Consider the following 24,624-nt stretch of genomic DNA (forward strand, 5'->3'; position numbering starts at 1 on the left):
TGAAGGGGAAAATGAGTGAGGGGCGGCCAGGCCTCTGTTGGTCTGAACTTTGCTACAGCCCTGTTACAGGCGGCCTTGATCACCGAAAATTGGCGCGAAGGCACTCCTGACATCACCTTTCGTTTTGAATCGGCATGCGCCACGACGCGCACGCCCAGGAGCCGGCCATGAGTACTCTCTCGGAAATTGCAGCAAACCTCCTGAAACGCGAAGACAGTCCCGAGATATCCGCTGCACAGGCTGGCCCCCGTGGGCCGATGGGCTGGGAACAACTGATGATGCTCTCGAAAGAGAAAGACATATTGAAGTGGCAAGCCGCATTGTCCCGCCTCATCGCCGACAACCCGGGCCAGCGTCGGGTGACCGTGATGCGCGTGATTCAGGGCGGACTGTCCTGACATAACCCGGGTTATCGCTGATCCGCTTGTCGACGCAATGTCTGGCAAGCGGCTCCCCCTGCGTCTGGTGGGACCGGCTTTAGCCGGGAATAGGTACTCGGTAGGTCCAGATCGGCCGAGGTGTCCGTTAGGCGCTATTGATCGACTTATTGGCGTTAGTCGGCACGTGCATTGCGCGCTAAAGTGACGGGCATGTTCCTGGCACCTTCGGATGACGCAGATGACCCGCCCCCGCTTTCTCCCCGACAACTTTACCCTCATGTTGATCACCGTGGTGATCATCGCCAGCTTCCTGCCGGCCACCGGGCAAGTGGCCGTTGGCTTCGGCTGGCTGACCAACATTGCCATTGCGCTGCTGTTCTTTCTCCACGGCGCCAAACTGTCCCGCGAATCGATCATCGCCGGGGCAGGGCACTGGCGCCTGCATCTGCTGGTATTCGGGCTGACATTCGTCCTGTTTCCCTTGCTCGGTCTGGCACTCAAACCCGTGCTGTCGCCCCTGATTGGCAAGGACCTGTACATGGGCATCCTGTACCTGTGTGCGCTGCCCGCGACGGTACAGTCGGCGATTGCCTTCACCTCACTGGCGCGAGGCAATATTCCGGCGGCGATCTGCAGCGCGGCGGCCTCCAGCCTGTTCGGGATATTCTTGACGCCGCTGCTGGTCACGCTGTTGCTGAACGTTCACGGCGAAGGCGGCTCGACCCTCGATGCGATCATCAAGATCAGCGTGCAGTTGCTGCTGCCGTTCATTGCCGGCCAGATCATGCGGCGCTGGATTGGCGCCTGGGTCGGACGCAACAAGAACTGGCTGAAATTCGTCGATCAAGGCTCGATCCTGCTGGTGGTCTACGGCGCGTTCAGTGAAGCGGTCAACGAAGGCATCTGGCAGAAAACACCGATCTGGGACCTGGCCGGGCTGGTAGGAGTGTGCTGCCTGCTGCTGACACTGGTGCTCGTGGCTGCGACCCTGCTGTCCAAGCTGTTCGGCTTCAATCAGGAAGACCGCATCACCATCCTGTTCTGCGGCTCGAAGAAAAGCCTGGCCACCGGCGTGCCGATGGCCCAGGTGCTGTTTGCGGGAAGCACGATTGGGTTGCTGATCTTGCCGCTGATGCTGTTTCACCAGATTCAGCTGATGGTGTGCGCGGTCGTGGCTCAGCGGTATGCGAAGCGGACGGAGCCGGTGGTGGAGTTGATGGCGCAGGTTGATCCTTGATTCTGGGGATCAACTCACTGGCGTGATGGAAAAGCCCCGATGATTCGGGGCTTTTTGCATTTGGAGCGGGGGGGGTACGCCCAAAACGGATCTAATCATACTTGCCCGTATTAACGATTTAAGCATCGGAAGGGAAGGCCCTACAAAATCCGACTAGAAGGTTTTTTGCCGTTAACTATCAGCGCCTTGATGACCTGCTGATAAGCTGCCCCCCGGTACCGTCTCCTCAGAGAGGAGGATGTCAATTCAAGCTCGTGAAAATCCATAGTGAGTTTTATAGCGTCAGTCGCGATTTTTTTTAATGCCCCTATTTCATCGTAGTCACGTTCCAGCGTCACGACCTGATACCCATCCCTCCGGTTTCTATGGCTGAATCGCACTGCCAGCGAATCATCAAAAATTATAGCGCCGTCTTTATTGTCATGAAAAAAATAGAATGTCATGCGTTTGGCAACTTCAGGGTGGTGTTGACCATATCTGATATATTCTTTTAATAGTGATGTGAGCCTCACTCCTTTTAAAACTCTGAAGCCGCTAGCTACCTGCTGGTCCTGAAAAAAATAGGGCTTCAACACCACACCTACACTTCTATTGTGGTGACTTACATTGTAAAGCTTCTCAAAAAAGTGATAGTCATCGACTTTGCCTGCTAGCTCGAAGTCTTGAGAAATAAGTTCGTTTGGTGAAAAATTTTCGAGTCCAAATACCTCAGGGTGTCTTAGTGTTGCACCCGTTAAAAACTGGATGAAAATCTCAAAAAATGATGATGCCAATACGTTCATATTGCATTCCGGTGTTATCTACTGGTCGTGAGTCAAAGTGGGGACTCGCTTTAAGTATTAAAGGAGTCCGTCCCCTTTAACCCAAAGGTTGTAGCCCGACCCGCATTTGCAGTGGGCATGCCACTGACTGTGTGGCACGTCCTGCTCTGGCGGGTCAATCCGAGTGATGTCAGTCGTAGAGCTAAAGGGGTCCGTCCCCTTTTACTAATTATGCGATCTCCGGACATATCGACATCGGCTTGATGGTTCGCTATCAAGCATACAAGCTCCCATGCACTATCGCCCACGACCAGCTATATCCACTTACGAAATTTCTCTGGGAGTCAAAGGGGCGTTCCCTTTAACTCTCCAGATCAGTTCCGTTTCGTGATTGCGGCGCCTACATGCAAGTTTGACTATTGAGACCTAATCCATTTACACATTTGTTTTTTGATTTCATCCAGTAAGGCCACTTTTCCTACTAGGACGAGTTCACAGTTCATTTCTTTGTCATGATACGACACCAACGTATCGATATCCTCATCAAGCACTATTCTTAGAATTTGACCATTGCTTTCATTTCTTGCAGAGAATATTGGATTGCCGTCTTGACACGGCGTCCCATCCGAAAATTTCGTATTGCAGTACGGCACTTTAAATTTGCCGGCGTCCAGTCCGTGCGCCTGCCCCTCCGAATAAAATAACTCATATAAATGTCGTTCCAGTCCAACGTAGGATTGCGCGTTATCTAGGTAGCTGTTGAACATATATTTACTCCACGAAAGCCTTGCCGGTTATAACCTCAATGTCGACCCGCTCATGTTTGGTGTCCTTCACCATAAACGTGCGGTTGATATAGGAATCTGCTCCACCACCTTTGGCCGCATTATCAATGTACTTAGTTGCCTTTTTGAAAGCGTCCTCTCGAGCGGCGAGATCTCTCTTATTAAGTTTATCCTTAAGCTCACACAGCTTTTGCTTGGCCTCACTCACGGTCAGGGGCTTATCCTGATTCCAAGCGACCGACTCCTCGAGCTTGGCGCCTTGAGCCTGGATCCGGCCACGGTGAGCCGCCAACCCCAAGGGATCAGTCCAACCCAGTGGGTTCGGGGCATATTGGTAGACATTAATGCCACCCTCATACCCGATCGGATCCTTGCTGATGAACCGCCCGATCCTTGGATCATAGTACCGATGCCGGTTGTAGTGCAGGCCGGTCTCGTGGTCGTGGTATTGGCCCTGGAAGCGGATCGGGTTGGTCAGGCCGACTTGTTGGGCGAATTCAGAACGCTGTTCTTTCGCTTCGCCCCACGCTTTGTATTGCGCGCTCCAGGCGGTGTTGCCGTTTTGGTCGGTGATTTCCTGCGGGGTGCCGAGGTGGTCGCATTGGTACCAAGCGAGGGCGTCGATGGGCAGTACGGCCGGCTTGCAGTTCCAGAGCGGGTCTTCTTTGAAGTTGTAGCGACCTTTGTAGGTCGGTTGGCTGACGAGTCGGATGGTTTCGTGCCGGATGGCTTGGGCCACGGGCACGAAGGTGCCGGGCTCGTGGATGTAGTGGACGGTTCGGCCCAGGGCACCGGCGTATGGCGGAGGACTGCTTTCCCACGCCAGGTTGTCGCCGTCCCAGCCATACAGGGTGAAGCCGCAGCCGAGCTCGCGCTCTTTACGGGCGTGTTCGTTTTCGTTCCAGCCGGTACCGGCTTCGGGGCGCGGTCGGTAGTGAGCCTTGGAGAGTTTGTAGAGGCGACGTCCGAGTGGGTCGTAGCCGAAGTCGACGGTGAGGCGCGGATCTCGGAAATGCGCGAGGCGATCAAAGAGATCCCAGTGCAGTTCACTGCTCAGCCCATTAGTCCAGCGCTCGGTCTGGTTCCCACGTTCGTCGTATTCGTAGTGGTTGCCGACGTAGTCGCGGAGCAGGTTGTCGACGAGTTTGTTTTGAGTCGGCTTGGGGTCAAGTGGGCGGCGGACCGGCGCGGCGGTTTCGTTGAGCAGGTTGCTCGCGGGGTCGAAGGCGAAATTTTCGATGCCGAGGCGGCTGGTGGCGCTGAGCAGGCGGCTAACGGGATCATATTTATAAGCGAGAGGACCGCGGCGACTGTCGTTGATGTCAGTGAGTTGGCCGGCGGCATCGTAGGTGTACGCGCGTTTGATGAGCGTGGATCTGTCGTCTGCTCGGCCCAACAGTTGTTCCTGGAGGCGTCCCGCCGGGTCCCATTGTTGGGTTTGCAGCAGTTTATTGCCTTGGTGGCGGGCGACTTCGCGATGCAGATCATCGCGCTCGTAACTGAGGAGTTCGTGCTCGTCCAGTTTCAGCCCCAGCAGATGACCACTGCCATAGGTCAGCCAGCTAACGCGATGGCCGTCGGGGCGAATGGTCGCGATGCGATTATTGAGCGCGTCGTACTCGTGCTGCCAGACGGCAACCAGCGGTTTATCCAGATTCGAGTAGTGCTGGTGCTCTCGCAGCAGGTTGCCAGCCGGGTCGTGAAACCATTGCAAGCGACTCACGGCGTTGGTTGCCATGACCAGATGGCCATTGCCGTCGTAGGCAAAGGTTTCGCTCTGGGACTGTTCGCCGAGGGTGGCGCGGCGTTCGGTCAGGCGGCCCATGGGGTCGAAGGTCAAAGCAATGGAGCGCTGGCCGTTGATGGTCTCGGCAAGGCGTCCGGTTTCGGGATCGTACTGATAGCGGGTCGAGCGCCCGTCGAAGCCGCGCTCTTCCAAAAGTCTTCCGACCGGGTCGTAGTGAAAGTGGGCGCGGCGTTCGTTTTCGTTTTCCAGCGCCACCAGCCGCCCAAGCTTGTCCCAGCGGTAACGCAGGGTTTGCTCGGCGGCGTCGAAGCGTTCGGCGATAAATCCGGCGGCGGTGTAGCGCCAGGTGGTGCAGCGTTCCAGGCCATCGGAGTGAGCAAGCAAGTGGCCTTCAGCGTCTCGGCTAAAGCGTTCTTCGGTCTTGTCCGGGTGCTTGATCAGCACTAACTGGCCTGACTTGTACTCGTAGGTCGTGCTGTGCCCGGCCGGATCGGTAAAGCGGATCATATGGCCGCATTCGTCGTACTCCCAAACACTGACCTTGCCCGAGCAGTCGGTGTACTTAACGAGTTGTCCGGCGTCGTTGTAGGCCAACGCTTTTGTATTGCCGTTGGCGTCCTTGATCGCCGTAGGAAGACCAAACGTGTTGTAGGCGTATTCGGTAACATTCTCTAGCGGGTCGATCGCCTCGATCAGATTTCCACGAAGGTCGTAATCCCGTTTCCACAGCCCGCCCTCGCCATCGCTGATCTTAATCAGATGGCTTTTGTCGTCGTAGGCGTAATTGATGACGCTGTGATCAGCGCGAGTGTGTTCGGTCAGATTGCTGAGCTTGTCGTAGCGATACTGGTCGGTGCTGCCATCGGTGTGGACGTGGCGGGTGATGTTCTTGGCGGCGTCGCGGAAGAACCACTCGGAACGCCCGTCGGCGTGGCAAATGCGATAGGTGTAACCCAGGCTGTCGTAGTAATGCCGGGTTTCATGACCCAAAGCGTCAGTAACGTAGGTCAGACGGATGTTTTCATCCCACGCCAATCGCGTGTCAAAACTGCCGTCGTCAGCCCATTCGCGGATGGCCTTCGCGTCGGGGCCGGATCCTTGCCATTGCAGGTTCAAACCGCGATTCGTACGGTCGGTGTAGCGAGTGATCAGGTGATTTTGATACTGATAACGCCAGGCCGAGCCGTTCGCGTCTTGGGCCAAAACAAGATCGCCGAGACCATCGTACTGATACGCACACAGTTGGCGTTTGACGTCGCCGTCACGTATTTCCCAAAGGCCGGTCAACCGCCCCTGATCATCAATCAAAGTGCCCAGGCGAAGATGGACTTTGTTTAGATCTTTCTCCGAGTAAGTCACCAACTCGGAGAGCACCAGCCGCCCAGCATGACGGTGCTCATGGTGCAGCATGACCCCGGCGCCGTTGGGCAGCATCTTGTTGATCAGAACAAAGCGCTTGCCCCGCCGAACATAGGTTTCCCTATGCTCAAGCCCTCGCATCAGCAACAGCCGATCCTTGCTGAGTCGAATAACGGTCAGATTTTCAATGGCGTCGAAGTGAAAAAGTTTGACCTTTGGAAGAGGGAATTCATGACTGCGCCCATCGGCGTCATGAAACACCAAACCATCGCCGACGAGATCAAAGCGTGTCGTAAACGGCGTAATCCAGCGTGCGCCGATAACGTCCTGATCGTAGGCATCGAGGCTCGAGCAATAAGTCCGAGTCCACTCAATGGGAAACGGCCCCGGCAGACTGAAATCGGTGTGACTGACCGACTCCGAGCCCATCGCAAAACTGATGCTGTTCCGCGTCGCCGCACACGCACACTCACAAGGACACGGGCACGCACATTTCTTCCGCTCGTTAGGCCGCCCCTTCGCAGGCCGCTCATGCTGAACAGCCTCCAGCTTGCCTTCACCCGCCTGGCGCTTGGCCTGATTGGTAACGCCAGGCTTGATGTTGAAAGACTGCCCATGCCCATTGCGCGAACGCCAACTGACAACCGCGCCGGCCAGTGTCTGCAGCAACGAACCGATGGAGTTCTGAACCTCTGGATCCGCCAGACGATTTATCTGAGTCCTGAGGTCTTTGCCCATAGCACGCAACGAGTCGGCGTGACCTTGGACTTTGGTTTCCAGCGCCTCGGGCAGCAGAGTCTCGACAACGTCATTGACCTTGTCTTTGCCTGCGGCGATGTAGAGTTCGGCAACCGCAGCGAACATGTTGCCAATCGAAGCTTTGTGGTCGTACGCCCACTGATCGCGGGAGACGCTGATCAGGTGTACCGCTTCATTTAGGTTGCTTTCGGCGTCAAGCTTGCCGACGACCTTCCTCGCGCCGTGGGCAACCTTGGCCACCTTCTCAAGGCCATCGGCGATCTCGATAAACACGCTTTCGCCCAGTGCCACGGCGCCATCGAGAATCCCGGGAAGCTTGCCCTGCGCCTGACGCACAAAGTCATCAAGGGTCCCGACAATGGTGGCATTGAGGTGCCCGATCAGAATCTCGATCAGCGCATCGCCCAACACAACCTTGCCCGACCGACGCATTTCCTGACGCACCAGAAACAGCATCGGACGAAGGCTCATCCGCGCTGCTGCCATGGTGGGCGGGATTGGCATCATCCCGATCAGATTAATGCCGAGGCTTACCCAATCCAGAAGCTCACGCTCCGGACTTTTCGAGAGGGTGGCGATGTCATTCAGCGCATCAACCAGCGCCATGACGTTGCCCACCACCGGCAGAAACCCGGCCGCGCTTTTGATTCGCTCGAGCGTGACAACCCCGCCACTGATCTCCTGCAGCCAGGCGTCAACGTTGGCCGCACCGGCGCCAACGTCTTCTAGCTGAATCTGATCAAGCGGAACGATCGCCACTTGGGGTTCGCGTTTCTCACCACCAACGGGCAGATTTAAGGGGGTCGCCAAGGATGCTCTCCGTGCTCAAAAAACCACCCGGCGGGCGTGTTTGCCGAGCCGGGGGCCACGGAGATATCAAGGGCTGTGCCAGCCACGAATTAGCCAATTAAAATCAATGACTTAAGAGAGGAAAAAGCAGGTATTAGTGAACGCCGCACCTAAAGACAAAGAAATAGTGCGCAAGAAGTTGCGCACCCCTGTGCAACTTCTTGCTCACTCGCCTGCACGCCACAAACGACGTGGCCTCCCGCCGGTCAATCACCCCATTTCCAACAAACGGGTGCGCAACTTCCTGCGCACACCGCCAAGACAGCACCCAGCCGGTCTTCACCAGAAACACCGCATCGCGAACAAGAACACGCGGCAGAAAACGCAGCCAAAAAAAAGCCCCGAAGAATCGGGGCTTTCAGCATTCAGAGCGGCTCAGGCTTCAGCCAGTTGCTCCTCGTACTCCTTCTGATACTCACTGGCCAGCGACTCTTTCTGCTTGTCGTCCAGCAGCTTACCCGCCGACTGGAAGAACTTCTGCTCTTCTTCCTTGAGGTGGTGGTGGACTTTCTCCGACAGCTTCTTGGCCGTGGCCAGCCATGAGGGGCTGGACATATCGGTCTCGTCGAGTTCTTCCATCATTTCGTCCATTTCATGGTGCTCGGAAATGGCATGGCGGCTGAGGTCGATGCCGTTGTCGAACTGCATCAACGGGATATAAAAGAAGCGCTCTTCGGCGGTTTCATGGGCCTGCAGCTCCGCTTTCAGCTGTTTGTAGGCTTCGACGCGTTCTTTGCTGTCGCCATGGGTTTGGATCAAGGCATCGGCATAGCCGCGTTGCCGGTCATGACTTTCTCTCAGGGCTTCAAAAATATTCACGGGTGCTCCTTGGTTCGGCGACGGGCTGATGTGCTTATCCCTAGACCGCAGCGGGTATTCGGCCGTTCCGTTGTACTTCGAGCCTGAACGTATTGCCCATCCCCGGCCAAGATGAAAAACCGCTCCCATACAGCCCGCCGACAGCTCTGATCGAACACTGACGGGCTGACATTCGCGACATGCTGCGTATGATGAGCCCGACGTTTTTCGCAAAAAAGGCTCACCCCCATGATGAAATTTTTCGCCGCGCTGCTGTGCATGTTCACTGGCATGGCCCACGCAGAACCTGCGCTGCTCACCGATCTGGCGCTGCCGTACGTGGCAGCGGCGCCCGCTGAATCCAAAGACAAACCCCTGATCATTTTCCTGCACGGCTACGGCAGCGACGAGCGCGACTTGCTCGATATCAAAAACGATCTCTCCCCGAGCTACACCTACCTCTCCGTGCGTGCGCCGCAGGAAGTCGACGGCGGCGGCTACAAGTGGTTCACCCAGGACACCGATCAGGCCGAATACGAAGGCGTGACCAGCGACGTCGACAAAAGCACCGATCTGCTGCGGACCTTTATCGAACAGGCCACCGAGAAATACCAGACCCAGCCCGATAAAGTGATCCTGGTCGGCTTCAGCCAGGGCGCGATGATGAGCTACCAGATCGGCCTGCAATACCCGGAACTGGTGCACGGCATCGCGCCCTTGAGCGGCAAGATTCTCGCGTCCCTCCATTCACGTTTGAAACCTGATGAGCGCCTGAAATCGCTGAAAGTGTTTATCGGCCACGGCTCGGCCGACACCCGAGTGGCTTACTCTGGCGCGACGGATGCCAAGGCCGTGCTGGAGAATCTGCTGATCGTTCCGGAATTTCATTCCTACGCCGGGGCGGGGCATACGATTACAACGGCTGAGGTGGCGGACTTGAAACGCTGGCTGGAACGCGAGTTGAGGGTCAAGGGGGCTGATTAGCCGGGGAGCCAAGCGTGCAGAGAGCCGCGTTGCGGTTGATGTGTGATGTGGTCGCGAAAAATGCATTCGCTATAGATAAATAGTTACCGCACAGAGGCGCGGCGCTACCGCCATAATCTGCGCTATGGATGTATGGCGAGAGGGCACGTTATGAACATCAAAAAACGCAAGGCCAAGATTCGGGAAATGACGGAATTCAGTGCCAAATCGCACAGGCGCGCTGCGGAATATGCTCAGGCTCAATTGCACTTTCTGCGCTTAGCGCTGGAGATCGGCAGAGACCTTGAACCCACTGGCCCCATGGCTGGGTTCAGGGGCTGAACCTTCACAAGAAAACCGCCGAATCGGCGGTTTTTTCTTGGGCGGCGAGCAGCGCCTCACTCCTTTGGTCTAAGCATCCTCCGCGTGCCGTGCTCCGTTCTTCATGGCCGTGAGTTCCTCAAAAAACCCAACAACGCCAACACCGGAAACACGCTCCCCACGATCACAATCCAGACCCAGCCACCATGGTCATACAGCGCGCTCGCCACCACCGAACCAATCGCGCCGCCGATAAAGATGCTGGTCATATACAGCGCGTTGAGCCGGCTGCGGCTTTTGGCGTCGAGGGCGTAGACCGCACGCTGGCCGAGGACCATGTTCATCTGCACGCAGAAATCGAGGATGACCCCGGTCACTGCCATGCCAATCACGGCGTATGCCGGTTCGATCAGGCTCGGCAGAAAGCTCAATGCGGCGAATAGCATCGCGCACAGGCTGGCGACCCGGGTGTGTCCGGCATCGGCCAGGCGGCCGGCGATGGGGGCGGCGATAGCGCCAATGGCGCCGACCAGGGCGAAGAGGGCGATCTGGCTTTGCGACAGGCCGTGGTTGCCTGCCAGTTCCAGCGGCGCGGCGGTCCAGAACAGGCTGAAGGTGGCAAACATGCAGGCCTGATAGAACGCGCGCTGGCGCAGGACCGGCTGTTTGCGCAGCAGGGTCCATAATGATTTGAGCAACTGGCCATAGGTGGCCGTGTGCGTCGGCTGATGTTTGGGAATGGTGGTCGCCAGCACCACGCTGATCAGCAGCATCACCGCGGCCGCCGTGCCAAACACCGCGCGCCAGCCGAAGTGGTCGGCGATCAGACTGGCAGCGGGCCTGGCCAGCAGAATCCCCAGCAGCAGGCCGCCCATGATGCTGCCGACCACGCGCCCGCGTGTTTCTTCCGGCGCCAGGTTGGCGGCCAGTGGCACCAGAATCTGCACCGCCACCGAGCTGAAACCCACCAGCAGCGAGGCGATCAGGAACAGATTGGGCGTTTGCGCGAACGCGGCGCTGAGCAGACTGAGAATGGCGACGCCGGTGGTGACGATCATCAGGCGACGGTTTTCCAGCAAGTCGCCCAGCGGCACGAGGAAGAACAGGCCGAGGGCGTAGCCGATCTGGGTGAGCGACACGATGAAGCTGGCCAGGGTGCCGGACAGCCCGATGTCCGGCGCAATCAGGCCAATGATGGGCTGGGCGTAATACAGGTTGGCAACGATCGCGCCGCAGCAGAAGGCGAACAGCATCGCCAGGCCCTTGGTCATCGTGGCGCCGTGGATTGCGGGGGAACTGGAGGTCATGGGGATACCGGTGAGGTCGCAGGCCTGACAGAGACGGCTCTGGTACGGCGTGCAGAATAGAGTGGCGCGAGGTTAACGCTTTTTCATTGCGTTAAGAAGGGGCCGCTGGGCAATCGCGCAGCGTTGGTCAGCGCGGCTTGCGGCCCGAGATCATGACTGCCCATAAGCCGGGCACCCCCCTGATAAGAGTGACGCTCCGGTCGTTCGGCCGAAACTTTTCCGCGTGCGCTTCGGTCACTGCTTAAACATACCCCCTCACACCCCATCGGAAACACAAACTATGCCTCGGGCAATCTGGAAAGGCGCGATCAGTTTTGGGCTGGTGCATATTCCTGTGGCGCTGGTGTCGGCGACGTCCCGGCAAGGTGTCGATTTCGACTGGCTGGACAAGCGCAGCATGGATCCTGTCGGTTACAAGCGCATCAACAAGGTCTCCGGCAAGGAGATCAATAAAGAAAACATCGTCAAGGGCGTGCAGTACGAGAAGGGGCGCTACGTCGTCATCAGCGAGGACGAGATTCGCTCGGCGCACCCGAAATCGACCCAGACCATCGACATTTTCGGTTTCGTCGACAGCGATCAGATTCCGCTCCAGCACATCGACACGCCTTATTTCCTGGCCCCCGACAAGCGCGGCGAAAAGGTTTACGCGCTGTTGCGCCAGTCGCTGGTCGACACCGGCAAGGTGGCGCTGGCCCATGTGGTGATTCGCACCAGTCAGCACCTGGCGGCGGTGATGCCGCTGGAATCGGCAATCGTGCTCGTGCTGCTGCGCTGGCCTTCGGAAGTGCGCGGGCTGGACAGCCTCGAACTCCCCAAGGAGGCCACCGACGTCAAGCTCAGCAAGAGCGAACTGGACATGGCCAAGCGCCTGATCAAAGACATGAGCACCGAGTGGACGCCGGACGCCGACGAGTACCGCGACACCTTCCAGGATCAGATCATGTCGCTGGTGGAAACCAAGGCCCGCGAAGGCAAGATCGAGAACGTCGAGACTGACGCCGGCGACACCGAGCGCAAGTCGGCTGATGTCATCGACCTGACCGAGCTGCTCAAGCGCAGTCTGGGCGGTCGCAGCGGCGCAGCCAAGGCACCTGCAAAAGCCAAACCGGCCAGCAAAAGTAAAGCCGAGTCCAAGGACGATGCGCCGGCAAAGCGCCGTGCACCGCCCCGGAAGAAGACCACCAAGGCCTCTTGAACGCGAGTCGTGTTGTAGCGTTAAAAGATGCAGCGTTCCAATGCGCAGAGGTTCATCGTCATGGCAAAACCTGTGAGTGAATACACCCGCAAGCGCAACTTCGATGTCACGTCCGAGCCGGCCGAAGGCGAGGGCAAGGCAAGAAGCAAGAAAGGCAAGGCGCTGAGTTTCGTCATTCACAAGCACGATGCGCGCAATCTGCATTACGACTTTCGCCTTGAGCTGGAGGGCACGCTGAAAAGCTGGGCGGTGCCGAAGGGGCCGAGTCTGGACCCGAAAAACAAGCGCCTGGCGGTGCACGTTGAAGACCACCCGCTGGACTACGGCAGCTTTGAGGGCAGCATTCCCGAGGGCGAATACGGCGCCGGCGACGTGATCGTCTGGGATCGCGGCATCTGGCAGCCCCACGGCGACCCGCAGGAAACCTACAAGGCGGGCAAGCTCAAATTCACCCTGATCGGCGAAAAACTCACCGGTGACTGGGCGCTGGTACGGACCCGTTTGCCGGGCAACAGCGACAAGGAGCAGTGGCTGTTGATCAAGGAAAAGGACGACGCCGTGCGCGCGGGCGAAGACTACGACATCGTTGTCGACAAACCTGAGAGCGTGGTCAGTGGCGCAACGGTGGGCGAGGGACGTAACCCGGCCAAGAACGCCAAACGTCAATCGGCGGCGTCTGAACCCGCCAGTAAAACTTCGGCCAGTAAGAAGGCCGCAAAAAAACCAGTGGAAAAGAAAGCCAGAGCACCGTCGCCCAAACAGAACGGCGTGCCTGCCAAACTCTCGCCGCAGTTGGCGACGCTGATGGACGCGCCCCCCGAAGGCAAATGGTTCTACGAGATCAAGTACGACGGCTACCGGATCCTGACCCGCATCATCGATGGCGAGGTGAAGTTCTTTACCCGCAACGGCAACGACTGGACCGAGCGCCTGCCGCTGCAGGCCAAGGCCATTGGCGGTCTGAAGCTGGACAACACCTGGCTGGACGGCGAAGTCGTGGTCCTCAATGACGCCGGGTTACCGGATTTTCAGGCGTTGCAGAATGCGTTCGACATCGACCGCAGCATGGACATCATTTATTACCTGTTTGACGTGCCTTTCCTGAACGGGGAAGACCTGCGCGAGACACCCGTCGAAGACCGTCGCGCGGCGCTGAAGAAAGTCCTTGGGCGACAGAAAAAAGGCCTGCTGCGGTTCTCCGAAGCCTTCTCGGCAGGCCATCGCGATATCATCGAGAGCGCCAGTCTGATGTCCCTCGAAGGCGTCATTGGCAAGCGTGCCGGTAGCGTGTATCAGTCCAGTCGCAATGCCGACTGGATCAAGCTCAAGTGCAAGTTACGGCAGGAGTTCGTCATTGTCGGCTTCACTAAACCCCAGGGCGCGCGCAACGGTTTTGGCGCGCTGCTGTTGGCGGTGAACGAGGAGGGCGCCGGCCTGGTGTATGCCGGCCGGGTCGGCACCGGGTTCAACCAGCAGATGCTCGGCGACTTGCTCGAGCAGATGAAGCCGCTGGAACAGGACACATCGCCCCTGGAGAAAAAAGTGACGAGCGCCCAGGCCCGGGGCGTGCACTGGATAAAGCCGACCTTGGTGGCGGAAGTCGAGTTCGGCGAATGGACCCGCGACGGCATCATTCGTCATTCGGCGTTTGTCTCGTTGCGCAGCGACAAGCCGGCCAGCGAAGTGGTCCACGAGCACCCGATACCGCAGAAGGACATTAAAGCGCCGTTCAAGCCCCGTGCCGCCAAGGCCAAAGCGCCAAGCAATAAATCCGCCGCCAGCGACAGTGCTGAAGCCGAGAAATCCAAACCGGCCAGTAAACGCGCTGGCAAAGACCGCATGGAGGTGGCCGGCGTGGTGGTCAGCCATCCCGAACGGGTGATCGATGCGCAGAGCGGCTTGCACAAGATCGAGCTGGCGCAGTATTACGAGTCGGTGGCCGACTGGATTCTGCCGCACCTCGACCACCGTCCCGTGGCGCTGCTGCGTTGCCCCGAGGGCGTGGAAGGCGAGCAGTTTTTCCAGAAGCATTCCGAGCGCATGGCGATCCCCAATATCAAGCAGCTAGACCCCAAGCTCGACCCCGGCCACGCGCGGTTGATGGAGATCGACAGCGTCAAAGCACTTGTCGGCGCGGCGCAGATGGGCACCATCGAGCTGCACACCTGGGGCGCGACCTATGATCAGATCGAGCTGCCGGACCACTTCGTTCTCGACCTCGACCCGGACGACCAGTTGCCTTGGCGCAGCATGATCGAAGCCACGCAACTGACGCTGTCGACCCTTGATGAGCTGGGCCTGGACGCGTACGTCAAGACCAGTGGCGGCAAGGGTATGCACATCGTCGTGCCACTGGCGCGTCGGGCCGATTGGGAGTCGGTAAAAGCCTTCGCCAAGGCGCTGGCGCAATTCATGTCGCGGGAGTTGCCGGACCGATTTACCGCCACGTCCGGGCCGAAGAACCGGGTCGGCAAGATTTTTATCGATTACCTGCGTAACAGCCGGGGCGCCAGCACCGTGGTGGCCTATTCAGCGAGGGCGCGCCCGGGGTTGCCGGTGTCGGTGCCGATTAGCCGTGACGAGCTGACTGAGGTGAAGTCCTCGGCGCAGTGGAACATCGCCAATCTGCAGCAGCGGTTGCGCAAGCTGAAGGCGGATCCGTGGGCCGGTTACAAGCACACCCAGCGCCTGACCAAACCGATGTGGAAACGCCTGGGCGCAACGCCGCCAGCTTGAGGCATCGGATCAGGCGTCGATATGGTTGGTCACGCTGCGGCGCAAGTCACCACCGCGCCGTTAAATCACTTGACCCCGTCGATCCTTTCGCCCACTTCCGCTGGATAAAACTCTCCCTCAAGCCCGGCAGTCAGCAGGCGTTCACGCACTTGGGTTTCGACCTCCAGGACTTGGTCGGGGTTATCAATGTTGTCGACGACGAGCCAGACGGGCATCACGTTCTGGCCATGGGTGCCTTCGCTGAGCATGTCGTGGGAGAAGACTTGATTGGCGCGCCACAGGCACAGTTCGTCATCGGTGTGGTGGGGTTCGCGCACGGCGGTTGGCGAGGTGAGCCAGATTTCGGTGTAGGGGCGAAGGTCGGCGTTGGCGAGTTCGTTCAGGGTGATGACGGTTTTCATTTCGTGTGCTCCAGTGTTCAAGATGCAGTTGTGACGCATCAGGCCGAGCAGCGTTCCCGCTATTTGCTTCGATGGTCGCGGTATTCGGCGAGATCGAGCGCGTCTGCCTGACGGCAGACTGTGAAGACCAAAAGCGCTGCGCAGATCAAGAGCTTCCCGGCTGAAGCCGGTCCTACGCCGCCGGGGTGCCTCTGGATGCACGCGCTGCTTTTTAGTGGGACCGGCTTTAGCCGGGAAGAGGCCAGTGCAGGCGCTGATGGTCCTGCGGATTTGAACCGAGGCCGGCCGCGTGGGGTCGATCAATCACTGTGCGTTCACGTCAGCCCGACCCGGAGAGATGCCCGTGACCGACCCACACCCGCTCACCCGCAGAAGACTGCTCACCCTGGCAGCCGGTGCCTCGGCGGCGCTGGTGTTTGACGCCGTCAGTCGCCATGCGCAGGCATCCGAAGCCCCGCAACCCGGTCCTTCGCCCGGCCAACCTGGAGAACGGAACATGCTCACGCGAGACATTCCATCCAGCGGCGAAGCATTGCCGATGATCGGCCTCGGCACGTATCGCGGGTTCGATGCCGAGCCCGGCAGCGACGCGTACAAACTGCTGCCCGCCGTGGTGGACCAGCTGTTCCACGCCGGCGGCACGGTGATCGACAGTTCGCCGATGTACGGCCGCGCCGAGGAAACCACCGGCGAGTTGCTGGCGATCCATCAGCCGTCGTCGCCGGCTTTTCTGGCGACCAAGGTCTGGACCCGGGGACGCGACCAAGGCATCGCCCAGATGGAAGCCTCGTTCCGGCTGCTGCGGACTGAGCGCATCGACCTCATGCAGATCCACAACCTGCTGGACTGGAAAACCCACTTGCCGACGTTGCGCCAGTGGAAAGAACAAGGGCGCATTCGCTACATCGGCCTGACGCACTACACCCCGTCGGCCTACGCCGAGGTGGAAGCTGCGCTGAAGGCCGAGGCATTCGATTTCCTGCAGATCAATTACGCCCTGGACGATCGCGCCGTCGAAGCGCGGTTGTTGCCGCTGTGTCGTGAGCGCGGGGTGGCGGTGATCTGCAATCGGCCTTTTGGTGGCGGCAGTCTGCTCGGCCGCTTGCGCAACAAAACCCTGCCGGGCTGGGCGGGGGAAGTGCAGGCCAGGAGCTGGGCGCAGCTGGCGCTGAAGTTTTTGATCTCTCACCCGGCGGTGACGTGCGCGATTCCGGGTACGGGCAATCCGAAATACATGAAGGAAAACGCCGAGGCAGCCAGAGGGCCTTTGCTCACCGATGCCCAGCGCCAGCAGCTGATTGCCCTGATCGGCTGATTTTACCTACCGCCGGTTGGGCCGTTTCATATCATCGGCGCGAAATGAGGCGATCAGCGTTTGACCGGCGCAGGCAAAGTGACCAGATCTACGTAGGCGTCCCAGAACTTTTTCTGGTCCACGGCGTACACCACTTTCGCCTTCTGCGTGCCGACGGGCGCGCCCTTCTTGTAGCCCATGGAGCGGCCGTAATCCGGTCCGAAGTGGGCGTCGACGTCGACCCACAGGTCTTTCGACTCAGTGACCAGTTCCGGATGCACCAGGTACAGCGCGGGCAGGCTGTCCCAGGTGAAGCTGTGATGGTTCGGGTCCTTGTCGAACTCAGGCCCAAGCACCGTTTTGTACAGGTCCGGAATCACGCCTTTGCTGGCGACGATGCGTGTGTAGACCGAGGCGTCGAAGATGACCTTTTCGCAGACATCATTGGGGAAAATCACGTGCTCGATGGGCGAGCGCAGGACGATTTTTGCCGCCTCGGGGTCGAACCACCAGTTGAATTCCGCTGCTGGCGTCGTGTTGCCGGGGATCTCGATGGCGCCGCCCATGTACACGATGCGTTTGATCAGCGGCACGATTTCCGGCGCGCTGCGAATCGCCAGCGCGATGTTGGTCAATGGGCCAACGGCCAGGAGGGTCACTTCGTGAGGGTTTTCCTTCACGCTGTCGACGATGAACTGCGCGGCGGATTTACTGCGCAATGCAGTGTGCGTAGCCAGCCCGTCCGGCGGCGAAACCAATTGTGAGGCCGAGGTCGGGCGCGGGGTCTTGAACGCCCCCGGCCAGCCTGCGCCGAACAGGGCTTTTTCCTGTTCATAGGTGGCGAAGTCGTGCAGCAGCGGGTAGGCCGCGCCGGAGTACACGCCGATGTCCTTTTCCAGGCCCATGCGCTCGACCGCCTTCAGCGCATCGACCTGCTCCTGATCGACCCACGCGTTGCCACTGACAAGGGTCATGCCCAGCAGATCGATGCGCTGTTGCGCGTGCAGTTGCGCCAGCATGATGAAGGCCTGGCCGTCGTCGTTGAGCACGTTGAAATCGGTGTCGAAGATGACCTTTTCCGCGGCCTGCAAGGAGGTCGCGGACAGTCCCAGCGTCAGGGCCAGGGCACAGCTTTTCACAAACGCCTGCATGAGCGGTTTCCACCGTTGTTATTGGATGAATGCGATTAGCAGTGTAGGAGCGTGGCTTGTCCCGCGATCGGCTGCGCAGCAGTCGTAAAGTCAGACGCCCTTTGCACCTGATACACCGCATCTACCGGATACACGACGACTGCGTCGCCGATCGCGGGACAAGCCACGCGCCTACAGGATTTAGATCTGATTATCTGTTCACCAGCTTCGCCGGCAACGCCACCACCAGAAAACTGCTCAGAATCAGGCACCCGGCAAAGAACCACAACGCCCCGGCGCTGCTGCCGGTGACATCGATGGCGATGCCCATCATCGAGTTGCTCACCAATCCCGCAACGTTCGCCAGCGAGCAGGCCAACGCAAACCCTGTCGCTGCCGCCCGGCCTTTGAGGAATGTGGCCGGCAGGCTGAAGAACACCGGCACGGCGCCAATGATCGCGGCCGACGCCACGGCGAACAGCGCGACGGTCGCGACCAGGTTATGGGTGAAGAACGGGCTGGCGGCCATGGCCACGGCGCCGATCCAGAACGGCACGATGATGTGCCAGCGACGTTCACGACGACGGTCGGAGCTGGCGCCGATCATCAGCATGCCGATCAGCGCCGCCACGCTGGGCAATGCCGTCAACACACCGATGTGGAAGGTGTCGGTGACCCCGGCGTTCTTGATGAACGTCGGCATCCAGAAGCCCATGGCGTAGGCGCTGAGCAAGATCGAGAAATCGATGCCGCCCAGCATCCACACTTTCAGATTGAAAAACCCGTCGCGAAAGCTGTGCTTACTGTCCTTGCCCTCGGCATCGTCCAGGCGCAGTTCGCCTTCCAGCAAGGTTCGCTCGGCGCCGTTCAGCCATTTGGCTTCTTTCGGGTTATTCGGCAGCGCCCAGAACGTCATCACCCCCAGCAGCACGCTGGGAATGCCCTCGATCAAGAACAGCCACTGCCAGCCGCGCAGCCCGGCCGTCTGGTCGAAATGGCCCATGATCCAGCCCGACAGCGGGCCGCCGATGACGCTGGAAAGCGGCAGGCCGATCATGAACAGCGCGATGATGCGACCCCGGCGATAGGTCGGGAACCAGGTGGTCAGGTAAAACAGCACCCCCGGCAGAAAGCCCGCTTCAGCGGCGCCGAGCAAAAAGCGCAGCACGTAGAACTGCGTCGGCGTGCTGACGAACAGCGTGCAGGACGACAGCAAGCCCCAGGTGATCATGATCCGCGCGATCCAGATTTTCGCGCCGACCTTTTCCAGCACCAGGTTGCTCGGCACTTCGAACAGGATATAACCGACGAAAAACAGCCCGGCGCCGAGCCCGAACGCGGTCTCGCTGAAGTGCAACTGGTCGAGCATCTGCAGCTTGGCGAAGCCGATGTTGATGCGGTCCAGGTACGCGGCCAGGTAGCAGAAACACAGGAAGGGGATGAGCTTCCAGGTGATCTTGGTGTACAGCGCTTTGATCGGGTCCGCGGTTAAGTTCGCGGAGGTTTCTACATTCGCAGAGGGCATGGGTGTCTCCTGGCGGTTCTTCGACCGGTGAGCGCGGCGGCGGCTGATTTTGCCTGTGTTTGCGGTGTTCTGATATGGGTGAGGCAGGCTGCGAACTTCAGCGGCAAGCCACAAGCTTCAAGCTGCAAGAGGGGAACGCGTGCGCTTCACTTGCAGCTTGCAGCTTGCGGCTTAACGCTTGGAGCTCACGGCCCGCAACTGCTCTATGGCTGCCTGCTTACCAACCACATCCCCGTACTTGCTGTCGATGTCGAACAGGTTCGCTTCGTGGGGATCGGGGTGACGGTCGCCCACGCATTCGCGCACGACGATGGTCCGGAAACCGTGCTGCACGGCATCCACCGCAGTCGCCCGGATACAGCCGCTGGTGGAGCAACCGGCCAGCACGACGGTATCGATGCCTTGGGCGTGCAGCATTGATGCCAGTGAGGTGCCGAAGAACGAACTGGCGTACTGCTTACTGATGACGACCTCTTCGGCCAATGGCTGCACGGCCTCGCAGAACGCGGCCAGCGGATTGCCTTCGACCATGTCCTTCATCACCGGCGCTTTTCTCACCCACATGCCGCCGTCCGCGAAATGCGTGGGGTGGTAGCGGATATTGGTGTGCACCACCGGGATGCCGTGTTCCCGCGCGCAGGCCAGCAGCTCGACGCTTTCGGCCACGGCGCTGACCACGCCCGGCGCATATAAAGGTGCACCGGGTTGGGTGTATCCCTGCATGAAGTCGATCATCAGCAAGGCCGGTTTCGCACCAAAACCGATGCGATTGCCCCAGACGCCCTGATAGTTGGCGTCCGCGCTTTGTGAATCGGTCATTGGGTTCTCCTGTTCATCGTTATAAGCCAGGACCGTTAGTTAAGCGGCGTGCCCAGGAAATCGCCGAACGCGGCGAAAAATCCCGGCAGGTTGTCCCACGGGATCATGTGCCCGGCGTTTTCCACTCGCGCGATCAGAATGTTCGGCTGCAACTGTCGGATTTCGGCTTCGTCTTCCGCCTGAATCACACCCCCACGCTCAGCGACGATGAGCAGGGCAGGGACCGGAAGATTCGGCAGGTCCTGATGGAAGTCCACGTCATGGAAGTCGTTGAAGGCGCGGACGATGGCCGGTTCGTAGCAGGTGTGCAGCCACTCGGCACGCAACTGCAACTGCTCCTCGGTCCAGGTCGGGCAGAACGTGCGGATGTCCTCGGCGCTCATGCCCTGTTGCGACTGGCGGATGGAGTCGACGTACCACGGCAACTTCGCCGGGTATTCACGACGCCCCGGACCGGACACCGGTGGATCGATCAGCACCAGGCTTTTCAGTCCTTGGGAACAACGAATCGACGCCCGTACGGCGAAACGTGCGCCCATCGAGTGACCGGCCAGGTGGTAGCTGTGGATGCCCATGGCCGCGGCGAACGCACCGATGTCATCGGCGCAGGTGTCGACGCTGTAATCCAGATCCGGCCCCGTGGAAGAAAGCCCGCGACCCCTGGCGTCCAGCACGTAGGTGTCGAAGAACTGGCCCAGGTGCTCGGCAACGAACCCCCAGGTGATCGCCGGGCTGGTGATGCCCGGAATCAGAATCAACGCCGGTTTGCCCGAATGTGTGTCGCCGCCGTAGCGCAGGTAATGCTGACGGATACCGTTGGCCTGGACGTTGCCGCCATGAATGAATGTGCTCACGCCGCCACCCCCGATTTCAGTGCCTGGCCGTACAAGTCATAGCCGTAGACCCAGGCCGGATCTTCCTGGGTGCGCAGCCAGGTGTTGGCGTTGGAAACCGCTTGCACGCGAGAGGCGCGTTCTTTGCGATTGGCTTCGTACAGCTGGAACGCGGTGCGGTAGTCGCTGAGGCCGGTTTCCTGCAGGCAGCGGGTGAGCATCGCGGCGTCTTCGATGGCCATGCCGGCGCCCTGGGCCATGTGCGGCTTCATCGGGTGGCAGGCATCGCCGAGCAAAACGAGGCGGCCGCGACTCCACAGGGGCAGCGGGTTCCGGTTGAGCAGCGGCCACTTGGTCACGCTGTCGGTGGACTCGATCAGGGCCTGCACGATGGGGTGGTAGCCGGCGAAGGCTTCGTACATTTCGTCCCGGCTGCTGTCGACCCAGTTGCCCTCGAAATCCCACGCCGCATGGGGCACGCCGGTGACGTAGTAGTACTCATCGCGCTTGCCGGTGGTGTGATAAACCATCATGTGACGGTCCTCGCTCCACCATTTCACGCAGTTCTCGAACTCCAGGTTGTACTTGGTGAGTACCTCGCTGGGGATCAGCGCACGGTGGGCGACCCAGCCGCTGTACAGCGGTTTCTCATGCCCCAGCAGCTCTTCGCGGATCTTCGAATTGATGCCGTCGGCGCCGATCACGATGTCCGCATCGGCGTGGGTGCCGTCGGCAAAGTTCAGGCGCACGCCGTTGTCGCGTTCCTCCAGCGTGGTCAGGCATTTGCTGAAGTGCACGCTGCCGGGCGCCAGCGTCGACATTTGCAGCGCATGCAAGTCCCCGCGGTGCACGGTGATGTAGGCCGCGCCGTACTCTTTGAGGGAGAACTCGCCCAGGGCGATGCGCGACAGGTAGTTGCCGGTCGCACCGTCGCGGCTGAACCAGAAATCCGGGTGCGAACCCATGTCGCTCAGCTGTTGCTCGATGCCCATGCGCCGGAAGATTTTCATGATGTTCGGGCCCATGTGGATCCCGGCACCGATGCGTGAAAACGCGGGGGCCTGCTCGTAGATGTCGACGTGGAAACCGGCTTTCTGCAACAGCGTTGCAGCCGCAGCGCCCCCCAGACCGGATCCGACGATGGCGATTTTTTGCGTGGTTGGCATGGCGCGCATTCCTTTGTGTTTCATGAGCTCTGAATGACAGGAGCTCTGGATGACGGCGAGGCGAAGAAGGGCTGTCGCGTCGCTGGGTTTTTAAAGTGTATACGCTGATATTTTTAAAAGTGAACCGATATTTCCAGAAACGGCCGGAGGTGTCGCAAACAGACATGTCACTCGCTGTAACCCGTATATGCGGGTATCTGTGTGGTTAGGTAACAGAGTGGCGTGCCTATTGCAGCGGCGTCCGGATTGATGTCTTATCTCTTTAAACAAGTGTGTACGCTTTAAAAAATGCACTGGTCTGATGCGCGACGCCTTGCAATGGTGCATCCGACCGGTCATCCCCCGAGAGGAGAGAAGAGATGCCGGTTAGCGATTGCGAATTGACCCAGATGTTCGAACACGTGCTGAAGCTGTCGAAAGTGGACGCGACCCAGAGCGTGGCGGTGCTCAAGAGCCACTACTCCGAAGGGCGCACGGTGCGCGCGGCCATGGACGCCGCCCAACGCCTTGGCGCGAAGGTGTATGCGGTCGAGCTGCCGTCGTTTAATCACCCCAAAGCCATGGGCAATGACATGACCGCCTACTGCGGCGACACCGCGCTGACCGGCAACATCGCGGCGCAACGTGCCCTGGAGGCGGCTGACCTGATCGTCGACACGATGATGCTGCTGCACTCGCCGGAGCAGGAGCAGATCCTCAAGACCGGCACGCGGATTCTGCTGGCGGTGGAGCCCCCGGAAGTGCTGGCGCGCATGCTGCCGACAGTGGCCGACAAGGAGCGGGTGCTGGCCGCCGAACAGGTGCTGAAGGCGGCGCGGTCGATTCAGGTGAAGTCCCGCGCCGGCAGCGATTTCCGTGCGCAACTGGGGCAATACCCGTCCGTCACCGAATACGGTTTCGCCGACGAGCCAGGCCGTTGGGATCACTGGCCCAGCGGTTTTCTGTTCTCCTGGCCCAATGAAGAGACCGCCGAGGGCACGCTGGTCATTGATGTGGGCGACATTGTGCTGCCGTTCAAAACCTATTCCCGCGAGCAGATCACCCTCGAGATCGACAAGGGTTTTATCACCGGGATTCACGGTGGATTCGAGGCGGAGTACCTGCGCGAATACCTGAAGTACTTCAATGATCCGGAGGTCTACGGCATTTCCCACATCGGCTGGGGCCTGCAACCCCGCGCCCAATGGACGGCCATGGGCCTGCACGACAAGAACGACGGCATGTGCATGGACGCCCGAGCGTTCTACGGCAATTTCCTGTTTTCCACGGGGCCGAATACCGAGGTCGGCGGCACCCGCAAAACCCCGTGTCACCTGGATATCCCGCTGCGCCGTTGTGACATATATCTGGACGACCAGGCCGTGGTGCTGGCGGGGGAAGTGGTGGCCCCCGAGGCTTCAAGGGCCTGAGGCAGATATACATCCCACCGCGGACCTGTAGGAGCGTGGCTTGTCCCGCGATCGGCTGCGCAGCAGCCGTAAACCCGACAATCGCGCTCTTACTGACGCACCGCGTTGGCAATATCACTGCCGCTGCGCGCCAGATCGCGGGACAAGCCACGCTCCTACAGTCGATATCGCCTTATCCATACGCGCATCTCTGGCGCGATAAAACACGCTCATCCCGAAGATTCCCCTCAACCCCCGCAAACGTTACTGTAGCCACCATTTCTCCGATCCTGCCGAACGAGCCATCCGTGTCCACTGACAACCCTTCCAACAATAACTCGTCCTACACCTTCTCCGAGCAAGTGGGCCATCTGCTGCGCAAGGCCTATCAGCGGCATCTGGCGATCTTCCAGCAGAACGTCGGTGATTCTCAGCTCACGGCGGTGCAATTCGTGACGTTGTGCGCGCTGCGCGATCACGGCCCCAGCTCCCAGACCGAGCTGGTCAAGGCCACCGCCGTGGACCAGGCCACCATTCGCGGCATCGTCGATCGCCTGAAAGCCCGGGACCTGATTAGCCTTGAGCCGGACCCGCAGGATCGCCGCAAAGTCATCTGCAGCCTGACCGACAGTGGCCTGCATCTAGTGCAGGAAACCGTGCCCCGCGCCGCGCAGATCAGTGAGCTGACCCTGAGCAAACTCAATCCTGCCGAGCGTGTGGCTGTGCTGTTTCTGCTGCGCAAACTGATCGACCAGGGCGATGAGTAACACCGCCTGACCCCCATCATCAGGCGATATATCTACGTCGGAAACTCCAACGTCCTACAGCCTTTTCTTCGCTGGCATGCTTCCTGCTCTCGTTTCATGAA

At 59.5% G+C, this 24,624-nt stretch carries 20 protein-coding genes; 9 read left to right on the forward strand and 11 right to left on the reverse strand.

Annotated elements, in window-relative coordinates; translation table 11 throughout:
- Window positions 1-167: 167 nt before the first annotated feature.
- Window positions 168-398 carry a hypothetical protein gene (locus tag SLW75_RS22730; protein WP_410935507.1) on the forward strand — a complete coding sequence of 77 codons (231 nt, stop codon included), beginning with the start codon at window positions 168-170 and terminating at the stop codon, window positions 396-398.
- Between the two features lie 220 nt (window positions 399-618).
- On the forward strand, window positions 619-1,617 hold the full coding sequence (locus tag SLW75_RS22735) for a bile acid:sodium symporter family protein (RefSeq protein ID WP_065989682.1): 999 nt from the start codon (window positions 619-621) through the stop codon (window positions 1,615-1,617).
- A gap of 140 nt (window positions 1,618-1,757) precedes the next feature.
- Here the strand turns inward: SLW75_RS22735 and SLW75_RS22740 are convergent, their stop codons facing one another.
- The 4 genes from SLW75_RS22740 to SLW75_RS22755 form a co-directional block, all read right to left on the reverse strand.
- On the reverse strand, window positions 1,758-2,399 hold the full coding sequence (locus SLW75_RS22740; protein ID WP_410935508.1) for a hypothetical protein: 642 nt from the start codon (window positions 2,397-2,399) through the stop codon (window positions 1,758-1,760).
- 395 nt (window positions 2,400-2,794) lie between these two features.
- Window positions 2,795-3,145, reverse strand: coding sequence for a hypothetical protein (locus SLW75_RS22745; RefSeq protein WP_410935509.1), 351 nt, complete (start codon window positions 3,143-3,145; stop codon window positions 2,795-2,797).
- Window positions 3,146-3,149: 4 nt separating this feature from the next.
- Complete coding sequence (locus tag SLW75_RS22750; protein ID WP_410935510.1) at window positions 3,150-7,838, reverse strand: RHS repeat-associated core domain-containing protein; 4,689 nt, start codon at window positions 7,836-7,838, stop codon at window positions 3,150-3,152.
- A gap of 414 nt (window positions 7,839-8,252) precedes the next feature.
- Complete coding sequence (locus tag SLW75_RS22755) at window positions 8,253-8,696, reverse strand: hemerythrin domain-containing protein (RefSeq protein WP_065989270.1); 444 nt, start codon at window positions 8,694-8,696, stop codon at window positions 8,253-8,255.
- Between the two features lie 228 nt (window positions 8,697-8,924).
- Between SLW75_RS22755 and SLW75_RS22760 the strand changes: the two genes are divergently transcribed.
- Window positions 8,925-9,659 carry an alpha/beta hydrolase gene (locus SLW75_RS22760; protein WP_065989274.1) on the forward strand — a complete coding sequence of 245 codons (735 nt, stop codon included), beginning with the start codon at window positions 8,925-8,927 and terminating at the stop codon, window positions 9,657-9,659.
- 150 nt (window positions 9,660-9,809) lie between these two features.
- On the forward strand, window positions 9,810-9,980 hold the full coding sequence (locus SLW75_RS22765; protein ID WP_410935511.1) for a hypothetical protein: 171 nt from the start codon (window positions 9,810-9,812) through the stop codon (window positions 9,978-9,980).
- 101 nt (window positions 9,981-10,081) lie between these two features.
- On the opposite strand, the gene SLW75_RS22770 is transcribed toward SLW75_RS22765, so the two are convergent.
- A complete protein-coding gene (locus SLW75_RS22770; RefSeq protein WP_410929476.1) occupies window positions 10,082-11,266 on the reverse strand; it encodes an MFS transporter in 1,185 nt (394 codons plus the stop codon).
- Window positions 11,267-11,546: 280 nt separating this feature from the next.
- Here SLW75_RS22770 and SLW75_RS22775 point away from each other — a divergent pair, with 280 nt between their 5' ends.
- Together SLW75_RS22775 and ligD are read left to right on the forward strand one after the other, a co-directional pair.
- Window positions 11,547-12,464 carry a Ku protein gene (locus tag SLW75_RS22775; protein WP_065989284.1) on the forward strand — a complete coding sequence of 306 codons (918 nt, stop codon included), beginning with the start codon at window positions 11,547-11,549 and terminating at the stop codon, window positions 12,462-12,464.
- A gap of 60 nt (window positions 12,465-12,524) precedes the next feature.
- Window positions 12,525-15,200, forward strand: a complete 2,676-nt coding sequence (ligD, locus tag SLW75_RS22780) for a DNA ligase D (RefSeq protein WP_410935512.1) — start codon at window positions 12,525-12,527, stop codon at window positions 15,198-15,200.
- Between the two features lie 65 nt (window positions 15,201-15,265).
- Here the strand turns inward: ligD and SLW75_RS22785 are convergent, their stop codons facing one another.
- On the reverse strand, window positions 15,266-15,601 hold the full coding sequence (locus SLW75_RS22785; RefSeq protein ID WP_065989285.1) for a hypothetical protein: 336 nt from the start codon (window positions 15,599-15,601) through the stop codon (window positions 15,266-15,268).
- A gap of 337 nt (window positions 15,602-15,938) precedes the next feature.
- On the opposite strand from SLW75_RS22785, the gene SLW75_RS22790 reads away from it, so the two are divergent.
- On the forward strand, window positions 15,939-16,916 hold the full coding sequence (locus SLW75_RS22790; protein ID WP_410935513.1) for an aldo/keto reductase: 978 nt from the start codon (window positions 15,939-15,941) through the stop codon (window positions 16,914-16,916).
- A 53-nt stretch (window positions 16,917-16,969) separates the two neighbouring features.
- On the opposite strand, the gene SLW75_RS22795 is transcribed toward SLW75_RS22790, so the two are convergent.
- The 5 genes from SLW75_RS22795 to SLW75_RS22815 form a co-directional block, all read right to left on the reverse strand.
- Complete coding sequence (locus SLW75_RS22795; protein WP_410935514.1) at window positions 16,970-18,046, reverse strand: nucleoside hydrolase; 1,077 nt, start codon at window positions 18,044-18,046, stop codon at window positions 16,970-16,972.
- Between the two features lie 190 nt (window positions 18,047-18,236).
- Window positions 18,237-19,550 (reverse strand): MFS transporter, encoded by a 1,314-nt coding sequence (locus tag SLW75_RS22800; RefSeq protein ID WP_192134466.1) that lies wholly within the window; start codon window positions 19,548-19,550, stop codon window positions 18,237-18,239.
- Between the two features lie 171 nt (window positions 19,551-19,721).
- Complete coding sequence (locus SLW75_RS22805; protein ID WP_410935515.1) at window positions 19,722-20,369, reverse strand: N-carbamoylsarcosine amidohydrolase; 648 nt, start codon at window positions 20,367-20,369, stop codon at window positions 19,722-19,724.
- Window positions 20,370-20,404: 35 nt separating this feature from the next.
- A complete protein-coding gene (locus SLW75_RS22810) occupies window positions 20,405-21,223 on the reverse strand; it encodes an alpha/beta fold hydrolase (protein WP_410935516.1) in 819 nt (272 codons plus the stop codon).
- The gene (locus tag SLW75_RS22815) at window positions 21,220-22,368 is read right to left on the reverse strand and encodes an FAD-dependent monooxygenase (protein WP_410935517.1); all 1,149 of its coding nucleotides are present in this window, start codon (window positions 22,366-22,368) and stop codon (window positions 21,220-21,222) included. The genes SLW75_RS22810 and SLW75_RS22815 overlap by 4 nt, the downstream gene beginning before the upstream one ends.
- Window positions 22,369-22,727: 359 nt before the next feature.
- Here SLW75_RS22815 and SLW75_RS22820 point away from each other — a divergent pair, with 359 nt between their 5' ends.
- Together SLW75_RS22820 and SLW75_RS22825 are read left to right on the forward strand one after the other, a co-directional pair.
- Window positions 22,728-23,777 (forward strand): 2,5-dihydroxypyridine 5,6-dioxygenase, encoded by a 1,050-nt coding sequence (locus tag SLW75_RS22820; RefSeq protein WP_410935518.1) that lies wholly within the window; start codon window positions 22,728-22,730, stop codon window positions 23,775-23,777.
- Window positions 23,778-24,064: 287 nt separating this feature from the next.
- Entirely contained in the window at window positions 24,065-24,523 is a 459-nt protein-coding gene (locus SLW75_RS22825; protein ID WP_410935519.1) for a MarR family winged helix-turn-helix transcriptional regulator, read from the forward strand.
- Window positions 24,524-24,624: the final 101 nt, after the last annotated feature.

The sequence above is a fragment of the Pseudomonas sp. W5-01 genome, assembly GCF_046540435.1.
In the GTDB taxonomy this organism is placed as follows: Bacteria; Pseudomonadota; Gammaproteobacteria; order Pseudomonadales; family Pseudomonadaceae; genus Aquipseudomonas; species Aquipseudomonas graminis_B.

What these genes read in the sequence shown, in the direction of transcription:
- SLW75_RS22730 (WP_410935507.1), top strand. Translation starts at nt 168, where the DNA reads ATGAGTACTCTCTCGGAAATTGCAGCAAACCTCCTGAAACGCGAAGAC.
- SLW75_RS22735 (WP_065989682.1), top strand. Translation starts at nt 619, where the DNA reads ATGACCCGCCCCCGCTTTCTCCCCGACAACTTTACCCTCATGTTGATC.
- SLW75_RS22740 (WP_410935508.1), bottom strand. Translation starts at nt 2,399, where the DNA reads ATGAACGTATTGGCATCATCATTTTTTGAGATTTTCATCCAGTTTTTA.
- SLW75_RS22745 (WP_410935509.1), bottom strand. Translation starts at nt 3,145, where the DNA reads ATGTTCAACAGCTACCTAGATAACGCGCAATCCTACGTTGGACTGGAA.
- SLW75_RS22760 (WP_065989274.1), top strand. Translation starts at nt 8,925, where the DNA reads ATGATGAAATTTTTCGCCGCGCTGCTGTGCATGTTCACTGGCATGGCC.
- SLW75_RS22765 (WP_410935511.1), top strand. Translation starts at nt 9,810, where the DNA reads ATGAACATCAAAAAACGCAAGGCCAAGATTCGGGAAATGACGGAATTC.
- SLW75_RS22770 (WP_410929476.1), bottom strand. Translation starts at nt 11,266, where the DNA reads ATGACCTCCAGTTCCCCCGCAATCCACGGCGCCACGATGACCAAGGGC.
- SLW75_RS22775 (WP_065989284.1), top strand. Translation starts at nt 11,547, where the DNA reads ATGCCTCGGGCAATCTGGAAAGGCGCGATCAGTTTTGGGCTGGTGCAT.
- ligD (WP_410935512.1), top strand. Translation starts at nt 12,525, where the DNA reads ATGGCAAAACCTGTGAGTGAATACACCCGCAAGCGCAACTTCGATGTC.
- SLW75_RS22785 (WP_065989285.1), bottom strand. Translation starts at nt 15,601, where the DNA reads ATGAAAACCGTCATCACCCTGAACGAACTCGCCAACGCCGACCTTCGC.
- SLW75_RS22790 (WP_410935513.1), top strand. Translation starts at nt 15,939, where the DNA reads ATGCCCGTGACCGACCCACACCCGCTCACCCGCAGAAGACTGCTCACC.
- SLW75_RS22795 (WP_410935514.1), bottom strand. Translation starts at nt 18,046, where the DNA reads ATGCAGGCGTTTGTGAAAAGCTGTGCCCTGGCCCTGACGCTGGGACTG.
- SLW75_RS22800 (WP_192134466.1), bottom strand. Translation starts at nt 19,550, where the DNA reads ATGCCCTCTGCGAATGTAGAAACCTCCGCGAACTTAACCGCGGACCCG.
- SLW75_RS22805 (WP_410935515.1), bottom strand. Translation starts at nt 20,369, where the DNA reads ATGACCGATTCACAAAGCGCGGACGCCAACTATCAGGGCGTCTGGGGC.
- SLW75_RS22815 (WP_410935517.1), bottom strand. Translation starts at nt 22,368, where the DNA reads ATGCCAACCACGCAAAAAATCGCCATCGTCGGATCCGGTCTGGGGGGC.
- SLW75_RS22820 (WP_410935518.1), top strand. Translation starts at nt 22,728, where the DNA reads ATGCCGGTTAGCGATTGCGAATTGACCCAGATGTTCGAACACGTGCTG.